The sequence below is a fragment of the Sphingomonas sp. genome (genome assembly GCF_019635515.1).
In the GTDB taxonomy this organism is placed as follows: Bacteria; Pseudomonadota; Alphaproteobacteria; order Sphingomonadales; family Sphingomonadaceae; genus Sphingomonas.
The window spans coordinates 28,742-49,219 of the sequence record NZ_JAHBZI010000002.1 but is presented as its reverse complement, the minus strand read 5'-3'; the positions used below and the strand labels follow the sequence as shown (position 1 = coordinate 49,219).

23 protein-coding genes are annotated in these 20,478 nt (G+C 66.1%); 12 read left to right on the top strand and 11 right to left on the bottom strand.

Translation table 11 applies throughout. From position 1 onward, the window contains the following. The first annotated feature begins 96 nt into the window (after positions 1–96). Positions 97–732 (top strand): cell wall hydrolase, encoded by a 636-nt coding sequence (locus KF730_RS12420; protein WP_294097642.1) that lies wholly within the window; start codon positions 97–99, stop codon positions 730–732. 50 nt (positions 733–782) lie between these two features. Continuing rightward, positions 783–1,265, top strand: coding sequence for an MmcB family DNA repair protein (locus tag KF730_RS12415; RefSeq protein WP_294097640.1), 483 nt, complete (start codon positions 783–785; stop codon positions 1,263–1,265). Here KF730_RS12415 and KF730_RS12410 read toward each other — a convergent pair. Next, positions 1,262–1,867, bottom strand: a complete 606-nt coding sequence (locus KF730_RS12410) for an ankyrin repeat domain-containing protein (protein ID WP_294097639.1) — start codon at positions 1,865–1,867, stop codon at positions 1,262–1,264. The genes KF730_RS12415 and KF730_RS12410 overlap by 4 nt on opposite strands. 113 nt (positions 1,868–1,980) lie before the next feature. Between KF730_RS12410 and KF730_RS12405 the strand changes: the two genes are divergently transcribed. The 3 genes from KF730_RS12405 to KF730_RS12395 are packed head-to-tail and all read left to right on the top strand — an operon-like array spanning position 1,981 to position 3,628. After that, positions 1,981–2,526: an SCO family protein gene (locus KF730_RS12405; RefSeq protein WP_365973578.1), complete on the top strand. Its 546-nt coding sequence runs from the start codon at positions 1,981–1,983 to the stop codon at positions 2,524–2,526. Further along, entirely contained in the window at positions 2,514–2,960 is a 447-nt protein-coding gene (locus KF730_RS12400) for a YcgN family cysteine cluster protein (RefSeq protein WP_294097636.1), read from the top strand. The genes KF730_RS12405 and KF730_RS12400 overlap by 13 nt, the downstream gene beginning before the upstream one ends. Continuing rightward, positions 2,957–3,628 carry a SprT family zinc-dependent metalloprotease gene (locus tag KF730_RS12395; protein WP_294097634.1) on the top strand — a complete coding sequence of 224 codons (672 nt, stop codon included), beginning with the start codon at positions 2,957–2,959 and terminating at the stop codon, positions 3,626–3,628. The genes KF730_RS12400 and KF730_RS12395 overlap by 4 nt, the downstream gene beginning before the upstream one ends. On the opposite strand, the gene KF730_RS12390 is transcribed toward KF730_RS12395, so the two are convergent. From KF730_RS12390 to KF730_RS12380, 3 genes are all read right to left on the bottom strand, one after another. Continuing rightward, complete coding sequence (locus tag KF730_RS12390) at positions 3,607–5,646, bottom strand: PBP1A family penicillin-binding protein (RefSeq protein ID WP_294099864.1); 2,040 nt, start codon at positions 5,644–5,646, stop codon at positions 3,607–3,609. The two genes, KF730_RS12395 and KF730_RS12390, sit on opposite strands and share 22 nt — an antisense overlap. A 200-nt stretch (positions 5,647–5,846) precedes the next feature. Further along, entirely contained in the window at positions 5,847–6,242 is a 396-nt protein-coding gene (gene msrB / locus KF730_RS12385; RefSeq protein WP_294097631.1) for a peptide-methionine (R)-S-oxide reductase MsrB, read from the bottom strand. A 33-nt stretch (positions 6,243–6,275) separates the two neighbouring features. Then, positions 6,276–6,776 carry a sterol desaturase family protein gene (locus KF730_RS12380; protein WP_294097629.1) on the bottom strand — a complete coding sequence of 167 codons (501 nt, stop codon included), beginning with the start codon at positions 6,774–6,776 and terminating at the stop codon, positions 6,276–6,278. A 120-nt stretch (positions 6,777–6,896) separates the two neighbouring features. Between KF730_RS12380 and sucC the strand changes: the two genes are divergently transcribed. From sucC to KF730_RS12360, 4 genes are all read left to right on the top strand, one after another. Next, entirely contained in the window at positions 6,897–8,096 is a 1,200-nt protein-coding gene (gene sucC / locus KF730_RS12375) for an ADP-forming succinate--CoA ligase subunit beta (RefSeq protein ID WP_294097628.1), read from the top strand. A 69-nt stretch (positions 8,097–8,165) separates the two neighbouring features. Continuing rightward, positions 8,166–8,933: an electron transfer flavoprotein subunit beta/FixA family protein gene (locus KF730_RS12370; protein ID WP_294092141.1), complete on the top strand. Its 768-nt coding sequence runs from the start codon at positions 8,166–8,168 to the stop codon at positions 8,931–8,933. Further along, positions 8,930–9,859: an electron transfer flavoprotein subunit alpha/FixB family protein gene (locus KF730_RS12365; RefSeq protein WP_294097626.1), complete on the top strand. Its 930-nt coding sequence runs from the start codon at positions 8,930–8,932 to the stop codon at positions 9,857–9,859. The genes KF730_RS12370 and KF730_RS12365 overlap by 4 nt, the downstream gene beginning before the upstream one ends. 136 nt (positions 9,860–9,995) lie before the next feature. Then, complete coding sequence (locus tag KF730_RS12360; protein WP_365973574.1) at positions 9,996–10,508, top strand: phytanoyl-CoA dioxygenase family protein; 513 nt, start codon at positions 9,996–9,998, stop codon at positions 10,506–10,508. Here the strand turns inward: KF730_RS12360 and nhaA are convergent. Together nhaA and KF730_RS12350 are read right to left on the bottom strand one after the other, a co-directional pair. Then, positions 10,476–11,600, bottom strand: coding sequence for a Na+/H+ antiporter NhaA (gene nhaA / locus KF730_RS12355; RefSeq protein WP_294097622.1), 1,125 nt, complete (start codon positions 11,598–11,600; stop codon positions 10,476–10,478). The two genes, KF730_RS12360 and nhaA, sit on opposite strands and share 33 nt — an antisense overlap. Next, entirely contained in the window at positions 11,597–13,183 is a 1,587-nt protein-coding gene (locus KF730_RS12350) for a lysine--tRNA ligase (RefSeq protein WP_294097621.1), read from the bottom strand. The genes nhaA and KF730_RS12350 overlap by 4 nt, the downstream gene beginning before the upstream one ends. A 47-nt stretch (positions 13,184–13,230) precedes the next feature. Here KF730_RS12350 and KF730_RS12345 point away from each other — a divergent pair, with 47 nt between their 5' ends. From KF730_RS12345 to KF730_RS12335, 3 genes are all read left to right on the top strand, one after another. Further along, complete coding sequence (locus KF730_RS12345; RefSeq protein ID WP_294097620.1) at positions 13,231–13,803, top strand: hypothetical protein; 573 nt, start codon at positions 13,231–13,233, stop codon at positions 13,801–13,803. Between the two features lie 229 nt (positions 13,804–14,032). After that, positions 14,033–16,765 (top strand): ATP-dependent DNA helicase, encoded by a 2,733-nt coding sequence (locus KF730_RS12340; RefSeq protein ID WP_294097619.1) that lies wholly within the window; start codon positions 14,033–14,035, stop codon positions 16,763–16,765. Beyond that, positions 16,762–17,301: a histidine phosphatase family protein gene (locus KF730_RS12335; protein ID WP_294097617.1), complete on the top strand. Its 540-nt coding sequence runs from the start codon at positions 16,762–16,764 to the stop codon at positions 17,299–17,301. The genes KF730_RS12340 and KF730_RS12335 overlap by 4 nt, the downstream gene beginning before the upstream one ends. Positions 17,302–17,307: 6 nt before the next feature. On the opposite strand, the gene KF730_RS12330 is transcribed toward KF730_RS12335, so the two are convergent. From KF730_RS12330 to rpmF, 5 genes are all read right to left on the bottom strand, one after another. Continuing rightward, a complete protein-coding gene (locus KF730_RS12330; RefSeq protein ID WP_294097615.1) occupies positions 17,308–17,658 on the bottom strand; it encodes a MerR family transcriptional regulator in 351 nt (116 codons plus the stop codon). An 8-nt stretch (positions 17,659–17,666) separates the two neighbouring features. Further along, positions 17,667–17,966, bottom strand: coding sequence for an integration host factor subunit alpha (locus KF730_RS12325; protein WP_294097613.1), 300 nt, complete (start codon positions 17,964–17,966; stop codon positions 17,667–17,669). 116 nt (positions 17,967–18,082) lie between these two features. Beyond that, positions 18,083–19,054, bottom strand: coding sequence for a beta-ketoacyl-ACP synthase III (locus tag KF730_RS12320; protein ID WP_294097611.1), 972 nt, complete (start codon positions 19,052–19,054; stop codon positions 18,083–18,085). A gap of 3 nt (positions 19,055–19,057) precedes the next feature. Beyond that, complete coding sequence (plsX, locus tag KF730_RS12315; protein WP_294097609.1) at positions 19,058–20,089, bottom strand: phosphate acyltransferase PlsX; 1,032 nt, start codon at positions 20,087–20,089, stop codon at positions 19,058–19,060. A gap of 25 nt (positions 20,090–20,114) precedes the next feature. Continuing rightward, a complete protein-coding gene (gene rpmF, locus KF730_RS12310; protein WP_294097607.1) occupies positions 20,115–20,291 on the bottom strand; it encodes a 50S ribosomal protein L32 in 177 nt (58 codons plus the stop codon). Positions 20,292–20,478 lie beyond the last annotated feature (187 nt).

Genomic DNA, 20,478 nt, shown 5'->3' with positions numbered 1-20,478 from the left:
GTGAGAGATCGAACGGTTACGCAGTCGGGGGGAAGTCCGGCGGTCGTTAGTTTGAACAGGCCGTTCCGCACACCAACCGCATAATAACGATTTAAAATGAAGTTTCTGCCACGCGCCGCGGTTATCGCGGCTGTGACTTTTTGCGCTGGCGCAATTGCAAATGCCGCCACGCTCGACCCGATCCTGCTTCAGGATGTGCCGGGTCAGGTAAATAACCTCCAGGACCAACAGTCGGTTCCCGCGCCGCAGGCGACGGTGGCCGCGATTCCGCACTCGGCGGAAATCGTGCAGCCGCTTCCCGAAGCGGATGAAGATGATGATTTCGCGACGCTTTCGGCAGCCGTGGCAGCGCAGGACGCGCCCGCTGAATTCGACAGCGAGCTCAATTGCCTTGCCATTGGCGTCTATTATGAGTCGAAGGGTGAGCCGCTTGCCGGCCAGCTCGCGGTCGCCGAAGTGATTCTCAATCGCACCACTTCGGGCCGTTTCCCGCGCTCGGTCTGCTCGGTGATCAAGCAGCGCGGCCAGTTCTCGTTCGTTCGTGGCGGCCAGTTGCCGACTCCGCCGGCCAACGCCCAGTGGCGCAAGGCCGTGGCGGTGGCACAGGTCGCGCAGAAGGATCTGTGGGATTCGCCGGCATCGAACGCGCTCTATTTCCACGCGCGTTATGTGAGTCCGGGCTGGAAGCGCGCGCGCGTCGGCACAATCGGCAACCACGTCTTCTATCGCTAATCCGCGCGCGGGCCCTAGCTTGCGTTCCTAGAATGTTCTAACAGCCGGGGATGACCTCCCCGGCTGTTTTGACGTCTGAAGCTCCCTTGGTGGCGGGCGATGTCGCGCGCGGCGTGACGCGGATGCTGCTCGCCCATGATTGCGTGGCGATCGCCGAAGTCCCGCTCGATGGTGGACGCCGTGCCGACCTGATGGCGATCGACGCCCGCGGCAACATTGTCATCGTCGAGATCAAGGTGTCGCGCGCCGATCTGCTCGGCGACTGCAAGTGGAACGATTATCTCGCGCATTGCGATCGGTTCTTCTGGGCGGTGCCCGAGGGGTTCGATCTGCGCCTGTTCGAGCAGGATTGCCTCCTGCCCGCCCGCGCCGGGATCATCGTCGCGGACCGCTATGACGCCGCAGTGGTGCGCGAGGCGGCAACGGTGCCGCTCGCCGCCTCCACGCGCAAGAAATGCACGCTTGCCTTTGCCCGGCGCGCGGCGCGGCGCGTGATCAATTTGCTCGATCCGGAGGCCGAGCAGCTCTTCTAGAGGCGCGGACCGGCGGCGGCGGCCCCGCTTTTCGCCCTGGGCGCATCGGCCAGCAGCTTGACCATCGCCGGCCAGCGCGTGCCTTCGCGGGCATAATCGCGCGCCGACTTGCCCGAGATATTGTCGGTCCGGTCGGGATCGGCGCCGGCCTTGAGCAAGGCCGAGGCGACTTCGACATTATGCACCTGCACGGCGCGGATCAGGGGCGTTTCGCCGCTGAGATTGGGTAGATTCACATTGGCCTTGTAGCGGATCAGGATCTCGACGCCCTGCTCCCAGCCGCGGCCCGCGGCGATGATCAATGCGGTGTTGCCGCGCTTGTCCTGCAGGTTTGGATTGGCGTCGTCGTCCTGAAGGATCACGCGCAGATACAGCGCATCGCTCCGCGCCGCGGCGATATGCAGAGCACCCTCGCCGGTGGTGCGGTCCTTGGAATTGACCAGCCGCTTGGTCTTGTCGCGCAGGAAGCCATCGACCTTGCCGCCCTCGCTCTTGCGAACGGCATCGAGGAAATCATAGCTGTCCGACATCTGCTGCGCCGCCGCCGGAACCGCGACCACCAGAAAACTTGCCGCCATTGCGGCGCCAAACACGCGACCCATCATGATAAAATTGCCCAACCCTTTACCGGCATCGAAACTTGCAAGGCGGCTCCTACCAGATCATGGCTGGCGGCGCCATGAATAGGATATTTCACTCTGTTGCAGCCGCAGCGTTGCTTGCGCTGTCCGCGTGCGGCGCGATGCCCGCGCAGGAGCCGCCGCTGGCCGGGGCGCGGATCGGCGGGCCGTTCCAGCTGACCGACCAGAACGGCAAGTCCGTCAGCGACAGGGACTTCGCCGGCAAATGGCGGATCGTCTATTTCGGTTACACCTTCTGTCCCGATATCTGCCCGACCGACATGCTCAAGCTCGGCCAGGCGATGAAGCTGCTCGACAAGAGCGATCCGGCGCTGTCGGCCAAGGTCGCGCCGATCTTCATCTCGGTCGATCCCGAACGCGATACGCCGCCGGTGCTCAAGCAGTTCGTCGATCAGTTCCACCCGCGCTTCACCGGGCTGACCGGCAGCCTCGATGCGATCAGCGCCGTGGCCAGGGAATATGCGGTGGCTTTTCGCAAGGAGCCGGCCGGCGACAGCTATCTGATCGGCCATACCCAGATCGCCTATCTGATGGACGGCGAGGGCAAGCCGATCACGTCGTTGCCGCTGGAGAAGGATGCCGCCGCGATTGCGGATGAAGTGAAGCATTGGGTCCGGTGACCGGCGGGCGCTTCTGGGAAGATGTGCCGCTGGAGAAGCTCGACCGCGCGCAATGGGAGGCTTTGTGCGACGGCTGCGGCAAATGCTGTGTCCACAAGCTCGAGGATGAGGAGACCGGCGAGCTGCACGCGACCAACGTCGCCTGCCGCCTGCTCGACCGGCGCATGGGCCGGTGCAGCGATTACAAGCATCGCCATGCCTATGTCTCCGAATGCGTGCGGCTCAACGCCAGCAACGTCCACGGCATCGAGTGGCTGCCGAGCACCTGCGCTTATCGCCTGCGCGCCAATGGCGAGCAACTCCCTGCCTGGCACTATCTGGTCTCGGGCGATCCCGAGGCGGTCCACGCCGCCGGCGAATCGACCCGCGGCTGGACGATCAGCGAGGACGATGCCGGGGATTTCGAGCATCATCTGGTGGATCGCGAATTGTGACCGTGGAGGTCGAAGTCGTCCGCAACGCACGCTCGCGGCGGATGCGGCTGGCGGTCGATCCCCGATCGGGAGCGGTGCGCCTCACCTTGCCGGCGCGCGCTTCGCTGCGAAAAGGGCTGGCCTGGGCCGAGGAACAGGCGGGGTGGATCGCCAGCCAGCGCGCCAAGCTGCCGGAATCGCGGCCGTTCGCTCCCGGCGCGCGGGTGCCGCTCGAGGATGACGAGATCGAGATCGTCTGGCCGGCCACGACCGGGCGCATTCCCCGCCTCGATGGCGACCGGTTGCTGTGCGGCGGTCCGCGCGAGGGGCTGGAGCGCCGCGTCGAGCGGTGGTTCAGGGCCGAAGCGCTGCGAATCCTGAGCGAGGAAACCGCCGAATATGCCGATCGCGCCGGCGTCACCGTCACCAAGGTCGGGGTCGGCGATCCGCGCGGGCGCTGGGGAAGCTGCGCGTTTTCGGGGGCGATCCGCTATAGCTGGCGGCTGATCCTCGCGCCGAGCCTGGTGCGCCGCGCCACCGTCGCGCACGAAGTCGCGCACCGCGTGCATATGAACCATTCGCCGGCTTTCCACCGGCTGGTCGAGCAATTGTTCGAAACCGATCCGGCCCCCCAGCGCGCCTGGCTACGCCGTCACGGCGCGGCGCTTCACTGGGTCGGACGGTCCTGACCGCCGCCACCACCCGTCGCAGCACCGCGTGGCGGTTCCTCGCGTGCCCCTGACGGGGCGGGAATGATTTGCTGACGGGGCGGCGGGGCGCGGGTTGGGGCGGGCTGTGGCTGAGCCGGCGGCGGGGGGGCCTTGTCATTGCCCGTCATCCGGTCGAGCCAGTCCTGATCAAGCTTTCCGCCTTCCGGCGCGCCGCCCTCGGCGCCCGGGGGCTGTTCGAGCGGATTGCCGTCCTCATCGACGAACAGGCGGTTATCGGGCGCCTCGTAATAGGCGTTGTCCTCGGGCTCGATCTGCCAGTCGGGCAGGGTCACCTGGGTCTCGAAACCCTCGACCGGGCGGCGCGCGACCGCCTTGGACATGAAGGACGAGAATGCGCGCGCCGGCGCGGTGCCGCCCTGCAGGCCGGGCACGACCTTGGCGTCGTCGCGGCCCATCCACACGCCGGTGGTCAGCCCTGAGGAGAAGCCGATGAACCAGCCGTCCTTGTTCGAGCTGGTGGTCCCGGTCTTGCCAGCGACTGGCCGGCCGATCTGCGCCGCCTTGGCAGTGCCGGTGGCGACCGCGGTCTGAAGCAAGTCCGTCATCTGCGCCGCCACATAAGGCGCGACCAGAACCTTGCTGGTGTCGACCTCGTGCTGATAGATTACCGCGCCATTCGCGGTGACGCGCGTGATGCCATAGGGCGTCACCGCCACGCCCTTGTTGCCGACCGAGGCGAAGGCTCGGGTCATGTCGATCAGGCGGACGTCCGAAGTGCCGAGCACCATCGCCGGATGGGTATCGACCGGCGTGGTGATGCCGAACCGCCGGGCCATGTTGGCGACGGCGCCGAAACCCGATTCCTGGCCGAGCTTGGCGGCGATGGTATTGATCGAATAGGCGAAGGCGTTGCGCAGCGTCATCTCGCCGGAGTTGCGCCGCGAGCTGTTGCGCGGTGTCCAGCCATTGATCGTCACCGGCTCGTCGACGACCATGTCGTCGGGGCGGTGTCCGGCTTCGAGCGCGGTCAGATAGACGAACAGCTTGAACGCCGATCCCGGCTGGCGCGTCGCCTGGGTGGCGCGATTGTAGATCGAGGCGACATAATCCTTGCCGCCGACCATCGCCCGCACCGCACCGTCGCGGTCGAGGCTGACCAGCGCGCCCTGCGCCCCGCCCGGGGCATTGGCGCGGATCGCGTCGTCGGCGGCGCGTTGCATGCCGAGATCGAGCGTCGTCCATACTTCCAATGGCGCGTCCGTCTCGTCGATCAGCACTTCGAGCTGGGGCAGCGCCCAGTCGGTGAAATAGCGGACGCTGTTCTGCTTGGGCTCAGGTGCGAGCTTGACGGTGCGCGGATCGGTTGCCTTGGCCTGCGCTGCGGTGATCTTGCCGGTCTCGGCCATGACGTCGAGCACGACGCTGGCACGGCCGACCGCGGCTTCGGCATCGGCGGTGGGCGAATAATGCGAGGGCGCCTTGACGAGCCCCGCGATGACCGCGGCTTCGGCAAGCGTCAGCTGATTGGCCGGATGGCCGAAGAATTTGCGGCTGGCGGCGTCGATGCCATAAGCGCCGCCGCCGAAATAGACCTTGTTGAGATAGAGTTCGAGGATCTCGTTCTTGGTGAATTTGCGCTCCAGCGCCAGCGCCAGCACGCCTTCGCGGATCTTGCGGCCGAGATCATATTTGTTCGACAGGAAGATCGTCCGCGCGACCTGCTGGGTCAGCGTCGACGCGCCCTGCAGGCGGCGGCCCTGCCCGCGATTGGCGATGCCGGTGCTCACCGCGCGCATCAGGCCCCACAGATCGACGCCCCAATGCGATTCGAAGCGGCGATCCTCGACCGCGATGATCGCGTCCTTCATCACCTGCGGGATCTGATCGTAGCTGATCCATTCGCCATAGCTCGGGCCCATCGAAACCAGCACGGTGCCGTCGGCGGCGTGGACGCGGATCATCTGGCCGTTGGGAGAGGATTTGAGCTCGTCGAAGCTGGGCAGCGACGAGCGCGTAGAAAACACCGCGATCAACATCGCGATGCAGGCGAGCAGGCCGAAGCCGGCGGTGCCGATCGCGCCCCAGAAGCCGATCCGCTTCCATTTGGCGGGGTCGCGCCACCAGGGCGTGTTACGGATGATGACGGGAAGGTTCGAGGCCACGGCGGGTGGATTAAGCCCTAATGTTACGGCCCACAAGCGCGAGCGGAGAGCTCAGAGGTAGCCCGCCGCCCGTTTCAATCGCGTGAACGGAAATCCATGCTCACCGAATTGATGCAGTAGCGCAGACCGGTCGGCGGCGGGCCATCGGGGAAGACATGCCCTTGATGCCCGTCGCATTTGGCGCAGCGCACCTCGACGCGGCGCATCCCGTGGCTGGTATCGGCATGCTCGACCACGTTTGCCGGATCGACCGGGTTGGTGAAGCTCGGCCAGCCCGATCCCGAATCGAACTTGTCGGCACTGTCGAACAGTTCCAGCTTGCACCCGGCGCACAGATAGACGCCGTCCGCCTTGTTATCGGTGAAGCGCCCGGCAAAGGCGCGCTCGGTGCCGGCTTCGCGCAGCACATGATATTGTTCGGGGGTGAGCCGCTGGCGCCACTCGGATTCGGACAGGTTCAGATGCTCCATGGCACAAGCATGTGTGCCCGCACCCAGCCTACGTCAATCCGGCTTGATGCTAACTCTGGTTAAGCCGCCGCGCACCTTGAGTTGTTGCTTCAGAACCTCGGCAGGCGGTGCCCAGAGAAAGCCGAAGCTGACCGTGCCGTGCTTGCTCTCCACCGCGTGGTGCAGCCGGTGCGCCTGGACGATGCGCTTCATATAGGCCGATCGCGCGACATAGCGGTGCGGCAGGCGCTGATGGACGATGACGTCATGGAAGCCGAAATAGATCGCGCCATAGCCCGCTATTCCAGCGCCGATCCAGATGAGGCCCGGCCACCAGCCGAGCTGGACCCCGCCATAGAGCAGGACGATCGACGGCACCGCGAAAATCACCGCGTAGAGATCGTTGAGCTCCCAGTTTCCCGCTCGCGGCCGGTGGTGGCTGGCGTGGAGGAACCAGCCTGGCCCGTGCATCACCCAACGGTGCATGACATAGGCGAATCCCTCCATCGCGAGGATCGTCGCCAGAAAGAGCAGGATGCCTGCGAGTACGCTCATGCTCACTATATAGCGCAGCTTGCTGCACCTGCGAGAGCCAAGGGGTGGATTCGCGCTGTTCGCTGTGCTTTAGGCGAGCGACATTCCCGATCTTCGAAAGCGCGAGGACTCGCAAACCCCATGAACATCCACGAATATCAGGCCAAGGAATTGCTCGCCAAGTACGGCGCGCCGATCGCCGCGGGTCATGCCGCCTTCACAGTCGAGGAAGCGGTCGAGGCCGCGAAGCAGCTTCCTGGGCCGCTTTATGTCGTGAAGTCGCAAATTCATGCCGGTGGTCGCGGCAAGGGCAAGTTCAAGGAGCTCGGTCCCGATGCGAAGGGCGGCGTTCGCCTCGCTTTCTCGCTCGACGAAGTCCGCGCACACGCGACCGACATGCTCGGCAACACGCTGGTGACGATCCAGACCGGCGAAGCCGGCAAGCAGGTCAACCGCCTCTACGTGACCGACGGCGCCGACATCGCCAAGGAATTCTACCTCGCCTTGCTCGTCGATCGCGGCAGCAGCGAGATCGCCTTCGTCGTCTCGACCGAAGGCGGCATGGACATCGAAGAAGTCGCGCATTCGACCCCGGAGAAGATCCACAGCTTCTCGGTCGATCCCGCGACCGGCTTCATGCCGCATCACGGCCGCTCGATCGCCGCCGCGCTGGGTCTCAAAGGCGATCTCGCCAAGCAGGCGTCGAAGGTCGCCTCGTCGCTCTACGCCGCGTTCCTCGCGACCGACGCCGAGCAGATCGAGATCAACCCGCTGGCGCTGACCGAGCAGGGCAACCTGCTCGTCCTCGACGCCAAGGTCGGCTTCGACGGCAACGCCATGTTCCGCCACAAGGATCTGATGGAGCTGCGCGACGAGACCGAGGAGGATCCGGCCGAGCTGGAAGCCTCGAAGTACGACCTGGCGTACATCAAGCTCGACGGCGATATCGGCTGCATGGTCAATGGCGCCGGCCTGGCGATGGCGACGATGGATATCATCAAACTGAACGGCATGTTCCCGGCCAACTTCCTCGACGTCGGCGGCGGCGCCAACAAGGAGAAGGTGACTGCGGCGTTCAAGATCATCCTCCAGGATCCGAACGTGAAGGGCATCCTCGTCAACATCTTCGGCGGGATCATGCGCTGCGATATCATCGCCGAGGGCATCGTCGCCGCGGCGAAGGAAGTGAACCTGTCGGTACCGCTGGTCGTTCGCCTAGAAGGCACCAACGTCCAGCAGGGTAAGGATATTCTCGCCAATTCGGGCCTGCCGATCGTGGCGGCAAACGATCTCGGCGACGCGGCGAAGAAGATTGTGGCCGAGGTCAAGCAGGCCGCCTGATAAGGCGATTGCGTGGAATCGGCCTCGAACCTCCCTCCCCAGGAGCGGTTCGAAGCATAGGAGAGTGGCATGAGGGTCTTGGTACCGGTCAAGCGGGTGCTTGATTACAATGTGAAGCCGCGTGTGAAGGCGGATGGGACGGGCGTGGATCTGGCGAACGTCAAGATGAGCATGAACCCGTTCGACGAGATCGCGGTGGAAGAGGCGATCCGTCTGAAGGAAAAGGGCGCGGCCAGCGAAGTGGTGGTCGTGACGATCGGCGTGGCCAAGGCCGAGACCGATGTGCTCTTGACCGCCCGCGCGATGGGCGCCGACCGCGCGACCCTGATCGCTACCGATGACGAGGTCGAGCCGCTGGGCGTCGCCAAGCTCTTGAAGGCGGTGTGCGACGAGGAGCAGCCGGGCCTGGTGATCCTCGGCAAGCAGGCGATCGACGACGATTCGAATCAGACCGGCCAGATGCTTGCGGCGCTGCTCGGTTGGCCGCAGGGCACCTTCGCTTCGAAGGTCGAGGTGAGCGGCGACCGTGTCGTCGTCACCCGCGAAGTCGATGGCGGTCTCGAAACGGTGGATCTCAAGGCACCGGCGATCGTCACCACCGATCTCCGCCTCAACGAGCCGCGCTATGCGACGCTGCCGAACATCATGAAAGCCAAGTCCAAGCCGGTCGCGAAGAAGACCGTCGCCGATTACGGTGTCGATGTCGCGCCGCGTCTCAAGACGCTCAAGACCGTCGAGCCGGCCAAGCGCTCGGCAGGCATCAAGGTCGGCTCGGTCGATGAGCTGGTCGAGAAACTCAAGGCTCTGGGAGTTGTACGGGGGGGAGTCGCGAAATGAAGACTTTGGTCTGGGTCGAGCACGACAACGCCTCCGTCAAGGACGCCACCCTCGCCGTCGTCACCGCCGCTTCGCAGCTGGGTGAAGTCCATCTCATCGTCGCGGGTAGCGGCTGCAAGGCCGTTGCCGACGAAGCCGCGAAGATCGCCGGCGTCGGCAAGGTCCATCTCGCCGATGACACCTCGCTGGGCCATGCACTCGCCGAGAACGCCGCGCCGCTGATCGTCAGCCTGATGGCCGATCATGACGCGGTGCTGTTCCCCGCGACCAGCAACGGCAAGAATATCGCCCCGCGCGTCGCCGCCTTGCTCGACGTGATGCAGATCTCGGACATCCTCTCGGTCGAGAGCGCCGACACCTTCACGCGGCCGATCTATGCCGGCAACGCCATCGCCACCGTCCAGAGCTCCGACCAGAAGAAGGTGATCACCGTGCGCGGCACCGCCTTTGCCAAGGCCGCCACCAGCGGCGGCAGCGGCACGGTCGAAGCGGTTTCAGGTGCGGCCGACACCGGCATTTCAAAGTTCGTCTCGGCGGAGATCGCCGAATCGACGCGTCCGGAACTGACCGCCGCCAAGGTGATCGTCTCGGGCGGCCGCGCGCTCCAGAACTCGGAGAACTTCCATTCGATCATCGAGCCGCTCGCCGACAAGCTCGGCGCCGCGGTCGGCGCATCGCGCGCCGCGGTCGATGCCGGCTACGTCCCGAACGACTATCAGGTCGGCCAGACCGGCAAGATCGTCGCTCCCGAAGTCTATATCGCGATCGGCATTTCCGGCGCGATCCAGCATCTCGCCGGCATGAAGGACAGCAAGACGATCATCGCCATCAACAAGGACGAGGACGCCCCGATCTTCCAGGTCGCCGACATCGGCCTCGTCGGCGACCTCTTCAAAATCGTCCCGGAGCTCACCGAAAAGCTCTGAGGTTCGCTTGAATCTCGAGGAACATGGGGCGGCGCATCTTCCTGGTGCAGCCGCCCCTTTTCTTGTCCAGTTGGAGCATGTGCTCGCGGCCCTGCCACAGGATCGCGCTGGCGTTCGCCTGCATGGCGCCGCGGGGTTGATCGCGCTCCTCGCGCCCGATGCGCTGGGTGGCCTGGTGCCAGGCCGCATCCCGGTCCGGGCGATCCTGTTCGACAAGAGCGATGCCGCCAATTGGGCGCTGGGCTGGCATCAGGACCGCACGATCGCGGTGCGCAAGCGCGCCGATGTCGCCGGGTTCGGGCCGTGGTCGGTGAAGACCGGGATGCCGCATGTCGAGCCGCCCCTCGCGATCATCGAGCGGATGCTGACGATTCGCGTGCACCTCGATCCCGTGGATGCGGACAATGCGCCGCTGTTGATCGCGCCGGGCTCGCACCGGCTGGGGCGCATCGCCGAGCCCGAGATCGACTCGGTCGTCGCGCAATGTGGCGCGCATGCCTGCCTTGCCGAACGCGGCGATGCCTGGCTTTACGCGATGCCGATCCTGCATGCTTCGGCAGCGGCAGGCATGCCGCGCCGCCGGCGGGTGCTACAGATCGATTTCTCCGCCGATCGCCTACCCGCGCCGCTGGAGTGGCTTGGAATCTGACGCCAGCCGCAGCAGCGCATAGCCCGCCAGCGCCGACAGCAGCGACCCCGCCAGCACCCCGATCTTGACCTGATCGGCCAGCGCCGGATCGGCGAACGCCAGTCCGCCGATGAACAGGCTCATCGTGAAGCCGATCCCGGCGAGCAGGCTCATCCCGTAAAGCTGCAGCCAGTTTGCGGGTTGCGGCGCAAGACGGGTGCGGACGGCGAGCCAGATGCTGCCGAACACCCCGATCTGCTTGCCGAGGAAAAGCCCCGCGAGGATTGCCAGCGGCAAGGGTGCCAGCAGGACCTGCGGTGAGAGCCCGGCGAACGACACGCCGGCATTGGCGAAACCGAACAGCGGCACGATCGCGAAGGCGACCCAGGGGTTGAGCGCATGCTCGAGCCGGTGCGCGGCTTGCTTGGGAATCATCAGCGCGGCGGCGACACCGGCGATGGTTGCATGCACACCCGAGGCGAACACCAGCAGCCACAGCAATGCGGCGAGCAGCAGATAGGGCCAGAGGCGCGCGACTTGCGCCCGCGCCAGCACATACATCCAGGCGAGCACGATCCCCGCCCCGCCCAGCGTCATCAGGTTGAGCTTGTTGGTGTAGGCGATGGCGATGATCGCCACCGCGCCCATATCGTCGACAATGGCGATGGTGGTCAGCAGCAGCTTGAGCGACGATGGGGCGTGGCGGCCGAGCAAGGCCAGCACGCCCATCGCGAAGGCGATATCGGTCGCGGCCGGAATCGCCCAGCCGCGTGCCAGCCCCGGCGCTCCCCCGGCAATTGCGAGATAGATCAGTGCCGGCGCCGCCATGCCCGCTGCGGCTGCGACGATCGGCAGGCGGCGCTGCTCCCAACTCGCCAGCCGGCCGCCCGCGAACTCCGCCTTGATCTCGAGCCCGACGAGCAGGAAGAACAGCGCCATCAGCGCGTCATTGATCCAGCCATGCACCGAAAGCGGCCCGGCCTGGACGTGGAGCGCATGGAAATAACCATCGGCCAGCGGCGAATTGGCGACGATCAGCGCCAGCGCCGATGCCGCCATCAGCACGATTCCGCCCGCCGCTTCACTTTCGATGAAGTCGGCGAAGCGCCTCATGCCCTGGCCAGCGCCTCGGCAATCAACCTGCGGCTGTTCTCGACACCGTACAGCGCGATGAAGCTGCCCATGCGCGGGCCCTGCTTGGTGCCGAGCAGCGTCTCGTAGAGCGTTCCGAACCAGTCGCGCAGCGCCTCCTTGCCGAAACGCGCCTTGCCGATCTCGTAGACGATGTTCTGGATATCCTCGGCCGTGGCATCGCCGCCCAGCCCCGCCAACTGCGTGTCGAGATCGCGCAACGCATCGACCTCCACGCCCGTGGGGGCGCGCCGCACCGGCTTGTCGGCGACGTCGCGCACATAAGCGAGCGCATAGTCGATCAGCGAATCGAGCGCCGGATAGGCCTCGGGCGTCGCATCGGGCACATAATTGGCGAGATAGCCCCAGACCTGTTCCTTGCTCGCTTCGCCCATCACTCCCACGAGATTGAGCAACAGCCCGAACGTGACTGGCAGCGTCTCTGCCGGCGGCATGCCGTTGTGGATGTGATGGACCGGATTGCCGAGCCGCTGCGCCGCTTCCTGCGCCGGATAATTGCCGCGGAACTGCCAATAATCGTCGATCGCGCGCGGGATCAGCCCAAGGTGCAGCGCCTTGGCCTTTTTCGGCTCGCGATAGATGTAGAAGGCGAGGCTCTCGTCGGGCCCATAGGTCAGCCATTGCTCGATCGACAGGCCATTGCCCTTGGACTTGGAGATCTTCTCGCCCTTGGCGTCGAGGAACAGCTCGTAGATCAGCCCTTCCGGCTTCCGCCCGCCAAGGATCTGGGCGATCTTGCCGCCGAGCACGCCCGAATCGATCAGATCCTTGCCGTACATCTCGTAATCGACGCCGAGCGCGGCCCAGCGCATCCCCCAATCTGGCTTCCATTGCAGCTTGGCCTGCCCGCCGAAGATCGACTGCTCGACGGTCTGCCCTTCGTCCTCGAAGCGGATGATCCCGGCCTCGGCATCGACGACCTCGACCGGCACCTGAAGCACCACGCCGCTGGTCGGGCTGACCGGCAGCACCGGCGAATAGGTCGCCTGGCGCTCGGCGCGCAACGTCGGCAGCATCACGGCCATGATCGCATCGTAATTGCGCAGCACTTCGCGCAATTTCTCGTCGAAGCGGCCGCTGGCATAATATTCGGTCGAAGAAGCGAATTCATATTCGAAGCCGAAGCGATCGAGGAATTCGCGGAGCATCGCATTGTTGTGCGCGGCGAAGCTGTCGAACTTTTCGAACGGATCGGGGATGCGCGACAGAGGCTTGCCGAGATTGGCCTCGAGCAACGGCTTGTTCGGGACATTATCGGGCACCTTGCGCAGCCCGTCCATATCGTCGCTGAACGCGATCAGCTTGGTCGGTGCACCGGTCATTTCCTCATAGGCCTTGCGCACCATCGTCGTGCGCAGCACTTCCTGGAAGGTGCCGATATGCGGCAGGCCCGAGGGGCCATAGCCTGTCTCGAACAGCATCGGCGCACCGCCGGACTTGCCGTCCGGATAGCGTTTCACCAGCTTGCGCGCTTCTTCGTAGGGCCAAGCCTTGGATTCGAGCGCGGCGGCGCGCAGCATGTCGTCGGTGAGTTGTGCTACCATGCGAGAGCGACTGCGCGATGCATGGCCTTTTTGCAACCGGGGGCGGTATGAACGAGCATATCGTCACGGGGCTTTCGCCAGACAATCGCATGGCGCTGTTCAACGAAATGAAGCCGGGCGAGGTGCTTGCATGGGCGGCAGAGCCGAGTCCGGGGATGCGCGTTGCGGGCTTCGCGGCGTGGCTGGTGGGGTTGCCGATGCTGGGTTTCGCCTTGCTGTGGCTGGCGATCACGGCGCTGCCGGTGCTTGTCGGCTGGGCGCCGCTCAACTGGCTGAGCGCCGCGGCGACACTGTTCGGTCTGCCGTTTCTCGCCGTTGGCGCGATGCTGACGATCAAGCCGTTCCAGATGCGCCGCGCGGCATTGACCACCGTCTATGCGCTGACCGACCAGCGGCTGATTGAGCTACGAACCGGCAAGAGTCCGCGAGTTGTGGAGTTTGCCGCCGATTCGATCCTCGGCGTCGACGTCACCGAATATTCGGACGGCTCCGGCGTAATCGACATTCCTGTCCGCTTGCCCGAGGCTTCCGGCGGGAAAGCGAAAGTGCGGATCATGGGCGTCCAGCAGGTCGCCGAGGCGAAAATGGCGATCCTTGCCCAGATCGGTAAAGGTGCTTGACTCCGTACCGCAGTACGGAAGCTAGAAGCCCTTTTGCCCAACCCCGGAAAAAGGAGAATTGCCATGACCGATCATCACGAAGCCGTAATAGCGCTTACTGCGAACCGCTGCAGCTGCGTGCGCTGCACGTGCAGCGATTGCGGCTGCTGATGCCAAGGGGCCGCGTTCCCCTCGGAGCGCGGCCCTTTCAATTGTTTCTCTTTCGTTCCCCAGCGGCTATTCCGGTGCCGTGATCCCGACGCTCCCCCATCCCGCGCTCCACGCCAGCCATGGCGGCGTCTGGATCGCCACTGCTGAGGAGACGCGTGCGGTCAGCCGCGGCGAGGCGATCCGCATCGCCGCCGATACGCCGGTGATCCTGCTCAATGCGCCGCTGATCGGGCAGAGGCTCGGCCATCCCGAGCTGAACGGCCTCGATCTACTCGAACTGTTCGCCTTCCTGCGCCCGGCGCGGTTCATGGTGCCGACGCCCAAGGGGCTGGCGCGCGTGGCCGGGCTGGAGGCGCCCGGCGAGGACAGCGAGATCGCCGCGTTCCTGCGCCGCGCGGCGGAAGCGCTGCTGGCGATTCCGGCGGGCGACTGGCCTGAGCGCGAGGGGGCCTGGAATTCGGTTCAGTCGCTGTTCCGGCTGCGCTGGCCCTGGGCGCCGGTGGTCAGCCAGGTCGTCGCCAAGCCGGTCGAGCATGAGCGTTGGCTGTTCTCGAAATTGCCCGAATGGGAGGAGAGGGCGCCCCGGCCATCGCCGCGCACGGTGACGCTGAACGATGCTGACGTCGCCGAGCGGCTCGCGGCACTGACTGGCCAGGGCGCCGAGCGCCGTCAGGGTCAGCGCGACTATGCGGCGGCGGCGGCGGGCGCCTTTGCACCCCGCGACATGCGCGATTCGCCCAATCTCGTCCTCGCCGAAGCGGGTACCGGCATCGGCAAGACGCTCGGCTATCTTGCCCCCGCTTCGCTGTGGGCGCGTCAGGCCGAAGGCGCGGTGTGGATCTCGACCTTCACCAAGGCGCTCCAGCGCCAGCTTGCGCATGAAAGCGTGCGGCTGTTCCCCGACGAAACGACTCGCAAGCAGCGCATCGTCACGCGCAAGGGCCGCGAGAATTACGCCTGCCTGCTCAATCTCGAGGACGCGCTGCAGGGCGGGTTCGCAGGCCGCGCGGCGATCCTCGCGCAACTGGTGGCGCGCTGGGCGGCATATACTGCGGATGGCGACATGATCGGCGGCGATCTGCCCGGTTGGCTGCCGACGCTGTTTCGCCGCAACGGTTCGACCGCGCTGACCGATCGCCGCGGCGAATGCATCTATGCCGGCTGCCCGCATTACCGGAAATGCTTCATCGAGCGCGCGGCGCGGGCCAGCGCCGAGGCCGATATCGTCATCGCCAATCATGCGCTGGTGATGGTCAATGCCGCGCGCGGCCGCGAGGCCGCGAACCGCCCGACGCGCTACGTGTTCGACGAGGGGCATCATCTGTTCGATGCCGCCGATGCGATGTTCTCGGCGGCCCTGACCGGTCAGGAGGCGATCGAGATCCGGCGATGGGTGACCGGTCCCGAATCGGGGGCGCGGGGAAGGCGGCGCGGGCTGGCGGCGCGGCTCGCCGATCTCGCCAGCTATGACGAGGAGGGCGGCCGCGCGATCGGCGAGGCGGTCGAGGCGGCGCACCAATTGCCCGGCGACGGCTGGCTCCAGCGGCTGAGCGAAGGCGATCCGTTCGGGCCGGTCGAGCGGCTGCTGGGGGCTGTGCGCGGGCTGGTCTATGCCCGCGACACCAATGGTTCGGGCGATGCCGGCTATGGGCTGGAGACCGAACTGGCCGAGCCAGACCCCGCCCTGGTCGAAGCGGCGGGGCCGGCGGCCGTGGCGCTCGATGCGCTGATGCGGCCGTTGGTGACGCTCGGGCGGCGGCTCGAAGCGGTGCTCGCCGAAGCGCCTGACTGGATGGACGGCCCGGCGCGCGCGCGGATCGAAGGGGCGATCGCATCGCTCGGCTGGCGCACCGATACGGTCGGCGCATGGCTGGCGCTGATCGCGCGAATCGGCGGGCCGGCCGATCCCGAATATGTCGACTGGCTCGCGGTCGACCGGGTCGAGGGGCGCGAATATGATGTCGGCCTGCACCGGCATTGGCTCGATCCCAGCAAACCCTTCGCCAAGACCGTGCTCGAATCCGCCCATGGCGCGCTGGTGACTTCGGCGACGCTGCGGGCGGGCGGTGACTGGGACGTTGCCGAGGCGCGGACGGGCGCCTCGCACCTCCAGCGCGCAGCGCAGCGTTTCGAGGCGGCAAGTCCCTTCGACTATGCCGGACAGGCCGAAGTGCTGATCGTCACCGATGTGAAGCGCGGCGATCTGCCCGCCCTCGCCAACGCCTATGCGCGCCTGATCGTCGCGGCCGAGGGCGGCACGCTCGGCCTGTTCACCGCGATCCGGCGGTTGCGCGCGGTCCATGCCCGCATCGCGGATCGCCTGGCCCGCGAGGGGCTGCCGTTGCTCGCCCAGCATGTCGATCCGATCGACACTGGTACGCTTGTCGATATCTTCCGCGACGATCCGCGCACCTCGCTGATCGGCACCGACGCGCTGCGGGATGGCGTGGATGTGCCCGGCCATTCGCTGCGGCTGGTGGTGATGGAGGGCGTGCCCTGGCCCAAGCCGACCGTGCTCCATTCGGCGCGGCGGCTGGCGGGCGCCAAGGAGCAGGGGGGCACCGCGTTCGACGACCGCATCGTCCGCGCGCGGCTGGCCCAGGCATTCGGCCGCCTGATTCGCCGGGCGGACGATCGCGGAACCTTCGTGCTGCTCTCCGCCGCCAGCCCCTCGCGCCTGCTCGACGCGTTTCCGCCCGGCACGCCGGTGGCGCGCGTCACGCTCGACGAGGCAGTTCGCCGCGTCCGGCTTTCCTTGGAGGCGCGCTTGCGGCATGAGGCCCCGGCACCGGTTGTTCCTGGGGACGCATGAAGACGCTTACATTGCTCCGCCACGCGAAATCGGGTTGGGACGATCCCGTCTCGCGCGATTTCGATCGGCCGCTCAATCCCAAGGGTCAGCGTGCCGCCGCGATGATGGGGCGCCACATGCGCTCGCTGGGGCTGGAGTTCGAGCTGGTAGTCGCCTCGCCCGCGGTGCGCGTCAAGGAAACATTGGCGCATGTCGCCACCGGCTATGGCAGCGATCTCGCGCCGGCCTGGGATCAGCGCCTTTATCTGGCTTCGGCGGCGACTCTGCTCGATCTGGTGCGCGAGTTTCCCGAGGGCGCGGACCGGGTGCTGGTTACCGGCCACAATCCCGGCCTAGAAGAACTGGTGCTGCTGCTAGTCCCCGACGACCGCAATCCGGCGCGCGACGATGTGGAGATCAAGTTCCCGACAGCGAGCCTTGCCGAAGTGCGCCTCGACGTGAACAGCTGGGAAGCCGTATCGCCGCACAAGGGGGAACTCGTCCGCTTTGTCCGTCCGCGCGATCTCGATCCGAGCCTCGGCCCGGACCTAGCCTAGCCTAGCCTAGCCCGCGTCTTCCTCCAGCGCTTCGACCAGCGCGTCGCGGATCGCGCGGAATTCCGCCGCGCTGCCACCGCCACCGGATCTGGCGTTCGCCCGCCCGCCCTTTTCCTCGGCGAGCAGTTTCTGGACGCCGCGGATCGTATAGCCCTGGTTCGAGAGCAGATCGTGGATGCGGCGGACCAACGCCACATCGTCGGGACGGTAATAGCGGCGATTGCCGGCGCGGGTCAGCGGGCGCAGCTGCGGGAAGCGCGTTTCCCAATATCTCAGGATATGCTGTGGCCGCCCGATTTCCTGGGCCAGCTCGCCAATGGTGCGTAAAGCGCCAGCGGCCTTCTCGGACGCTGGCATCGCGCTTCTCAGCCGGCCGAGACGATGCGGTCGCGCATCATCTGGCTGGCACGGAAGGTGAGGACTCGCCGCGGCGCGATCGGCACCTCGACGCCGGTTTTGGGGTTGCGGCCGACCCGTTCGCCCTTGTCGCGCAGGATGAAGCTGCCGAACCCGGAAATCTTGACGTTCTCGCCTTTCGACAGACCTTCGCACATATGGCCGAGAATCTGCTCGACCAGGCGCGCGGCATCGGCACGCGAGAGGCCCACTTCGCGATGCAGCGATTCCGCCAGATCGGCCCTGGTCAGCGTACCCGCAGCCGACATCGTGGCGCATCCCCCAAAAAATTGATCTAAATTGGTGTCTACCTAGCAGATGTTACACACCCGGCAAACGGGAACATTACGGAACAGAAACAATAATTGCACTTTTGTGAAGGGGGTTAGAAGCGAACGACCGCTGCGCCCCAGGTAAACCCGCCGCCCATCGCCTCGAGCACGATCAGGTCGCCCTGCCGGATTCGTCCGTCGCGCACCGCGGTGTCGAGCGCCAGCGGCACTGATGCCGCCGAGGTATTGGCGTGCTGATCGACGGTTACGATCACCTTCTCAGGCGCGAGCCCGAGCTTGCGGGCGGTGGCGTCGAGGATGCGGGCATTGGCCTGATGCGGCACGACCCAATCGACCTGCGCCGCATCGAGCCCGGCGGCGGCAAGCGATTCTTCCATGACCGAGGCGAGATTGACCACGGCGTGGCGGAAGACTTCGCGGCCCTTCATCCGCACCTTGCCGACGGTGCCGGTCGTCGACGGACCGCCATCGACGTAGAGCAGCTCGTTGTGGCGGCCATCGGCATGCAGCCGCGTGGCGAGGACGCCGCGGCCCGATTCGGCCTCGCTCTCCTGCGCGTCGAGCACGATCGCGCCGGCGCCGTCGCCGAACAGCACGCAGGTGGTACGGTCTTCCCAGTCGAGGATGCGGCTGAAGGTCTCGGCGCCGATCACCAGCGCGCGCTTATGGGCGCCGGCGCGGATCATCGCGTCGGCGACCTCGACGGCGTAGAGAAAGCCCGAGCACACCGCCGCAACGTCGAACGCGACGCAATCGTCGATACCCAACGCCGCCTGCACCCTGGTGGCGCTGGCCGGAAAGGTCTGGTCGGGCGTGGCGGTGGCGAGGATGATCAGGTCGATGCTTTGCGCATCCACCCCGGCCGCGGCGAGCGCCGCCTTGCACGCGCCGGTGGCCAGCGTCGCGGTGGTCTCGTCTGGCGCGGCGATGTGGCGGAAGCGGATGCCGGTGCGCTCGACGATCCACTCGTCGGTGGTATCGACCTGCTCGGCCAGTTCCTGATTCGAAACGCGGCGTGCCGGCAGTTGCGAACCGGTGCCGATGATTACCGAGCGAAGCGTCATGTCCTAGGCCGCCTTCGCTTCGAAATTGCCGAGATCCTCGGCGATGCGGCGGCCGAGGTCGTCGCGCAGCATCTTGGCGGCGAAGCCGATCGCGGTGTCGACGCCGATTTCGTTGGCGCTGCCATGGCTCTTCACGACAATGCCGTTGAGCCCGAGAAACACCGCGCCGTTGTGATTGTTGGGATCGAGATGGTGGCGCAGCAGCTCGGTCGCCGGGCGCGAGATCAGGAAGCCGATCTTCGAGCGCGTCGAGCTGGAAAAGGCCCGTTTGAGCAGATCGGCGACGAAACGCGCGGTGCCCTCGACGGTCTTCAATGCGATGTTGCCCGAGAAACCGTCGCACACGATCACGTCGACATCGCCGCGCGACAGCTTGTTGCCCTCGATAAAGCCCTGGAAATCCAGACGCAGGTGATCGGCGGCGCGCAGTTGGGCGGCGGCGTCGCGGATGTTCTGGTTGCCCTTCATCTCCTCGGTGCCGATGTTGAGCAGGGCGACCCGGGGATTCGCCAGATCGAGCGCGGTGCGCGCATAGGCGGCGCCCATCACCGCGAACTGGACGAGGTTGCGGGCATCGACCTCGGTATTTGCGCCGAGGTCGAGCATCACCGTGTCGTTTTCGCCGAGGCTGGGCATCAAGGCGGCGAGTGCGGGCCGGTCGATCCCCGGCATGGTCCGCAGCGACAGCTTGGCCATCGCCATCAGCGCTCCGGTATTGCCCGAGGAGACGGCGGCGCCGGCGCGGCCCTGTTTGACCAGATCGATGGCGATTCCCATCGAGGTCGATTTGGCACGACGAAGAGCCGCGCCGGGCTTCTCGTCCGCGCTTACCACTTCGGGAGCATGGACGATTTCCGACGCGGCGGTCAGGTTCGGATGGGTTTTCAGGCCCGCGCGGATCTGCGCTTCATCGCCGACGAGGATGAATTCCATCCCCTCGAACCGGCGGCGTGCACGGGCGACGCCCGCCAGCATGACGGCGATTCCCTCGTCTCCGCCCATCGCATCGACGGCGATTCGCGAGGGATTAGTCATGCTGGTCAGCCCCAACCCGCGTAGCTCAGCCCTCGGCCGTGATCTCGCGGCCGTTATAGTGGCCGCAGGCGGTGCAGAGGTTGTGGGGGCGCTTCAGTTCGCCGCAATTCGGGCATTCCTGGAACGCTGCGACCGTGAGCGCATCGTGCGCCCGGCGCATGCCACGCCGCGACGGCGAGGTCTTTCTCTTGGGGACGGCCATCTCGGCACCTTTTCACGAACAAATCAGAATCAAATCGCGATACGCTCACGCGGTCATTCGGGCAAGCGAGAGGAAAGCCTCGCGCTCGCCGGACCGGCGGACGGGTCACGAAGCGAGCCGCGCCTATAGCGATTCTTGCCGCGCTTGCAAGGCTGTGTAGGGTGGTTGTCCATTTGGGGGACCCTCG

What these genes read in the sequence shown, in the direction of transcription:
- KF730_RS12420 (WP_294097642.1), top strand. Translation starts at nt 97, where the DNA reads ATGAAGTTTCTGCCACGCGCCGCGGTTATCGCGGCTGTGACTTTTTGC.
- KF730_RS12415 (WP_294097640.1), top strand. Translation starts at nt 783, where the DNA reads ATGACCTCCCCGGCTGTTTTGACGTCTGAAGCTCCCTTGGTGGCGGGC.
- KF730_RS12410 (WP_294097639.1), bottom strand. Translation starts at nt 1,867, where the DNA reads ATGGGTCGCGTGTTTGGCGCCGCAATGGCGGCAAGTTTTCTGGTGGTC.
- KF730_RS12390 (WP_294099864.1), bottom strand. Translation starts at nt 5,646, where the DNA reads ATGTTGATCGCGGTGTTTTCTACGCGCTCGTCGCTGCCCAGCTTCGAC.
- msrB (WP_294097631.1), bottom strand. Translation starts at nt 6,242, where the DNA reads ATGGAGCATCTGAACCTGTCCGAATCCGAGTGGCGCCAGCGGCTCACC.
- KF730_RS12380 (WP_294097629.1), bottom strand. Translation starts at nt 6,776, where the DNA reads ATGAGCGTACTCGCAGGCATCCTGCTCTTTCTGGCGACGATCCTCGCG.
- sucC (WP_294097628.1), top strand. Translation starts at nt 6,897, where the DNA reads ATGAACATCCACGAATATCAGGCCAAGGAATTGCTCGCCAAGTACGGC.
- KF730_RS12370 (WP_294092141.1), top strand. Translation starts at nt 8,166, where the DNA reads ATGAGGGTCTTGGTACCGGTCAAGCGGGTGCTTGATTACAATGTGAAG.
- KF730_RS12365 (WP_294097626.1), top strand. Translation starts at nt 8,930, where the DNA reads ATGAAGACTTTGGTCTGGGTCGAGCACGACAACGCCTCCGTCAAGGAC.
- nhaA (WP_294097622.1), bottom strand. Translation starts at nt 11,600, where the DNA reads ATGAGGCGCTTCGCCGACTTCATCGAAAGTGAAGCGGCGGGCGGAATC.
- KF730_RS12350 (WP_294097621.1), bottom strand. Translation starts at nt 13,183, where the DNA reads ATGGTAGCACAACTCACCGACGACATGCTGCGCGCCGCCGCGCTCGAA.
- KF730_RS12345 (WP_294097620.1), top strand. Translation starts at nt 13,231, where the DNA reads ATGAACGAGCATATCGTCACGGGGCTTTCGCCAGACAATCGCATGGCG.
- KF730_RS12335 (WP_294097617.1), top strand. Translation starts at nt 16,762, where the DNA reads ATGAAGACGCTTACATTGCTCCGCCACGCGAAATCGGGTTGGGACGAT.
- KF730_RS12330 (WP_294097615.1), bottom strand. Translation starts at nt 17,658, where the DNA reads ATGCCAGCGTCCGAGAAGGCCGCTGGCGCTTTACGCACCATTGGCGAG.
- KF730_RS12325 (WP_294097613.1), bottom strand. Translation starts at nt 17,966, where the DNA reads ATGTCGGCTGCGGGTACGCTGACCAGGGCCGATCTGGCGGAATCGCTG.
- KF730_RS12320 (WP_294097611.1), bottom strand. Translation starts at nt 19,054, where the DNA reads ATGACGCTTCGCTCGGTAATCATCGGCACCGGTTCGCAACTGCCGGCA.
- plsX (WP_294097609.1), bottom strand. Translation starts at nt 20,089, where the DNA reads ATGACTAATCCCTCGCGAATCGCCGTCGATGCGATGGGCGGAGACGAG.
- rpmF (WP_294097607.1), bottom strand. Translation starts at nt 20,291, where the DNA reads ATGGCCGTCCCCAAGAGAAAGACCTCGCCGTCGCGGCGTGGCATGCGC.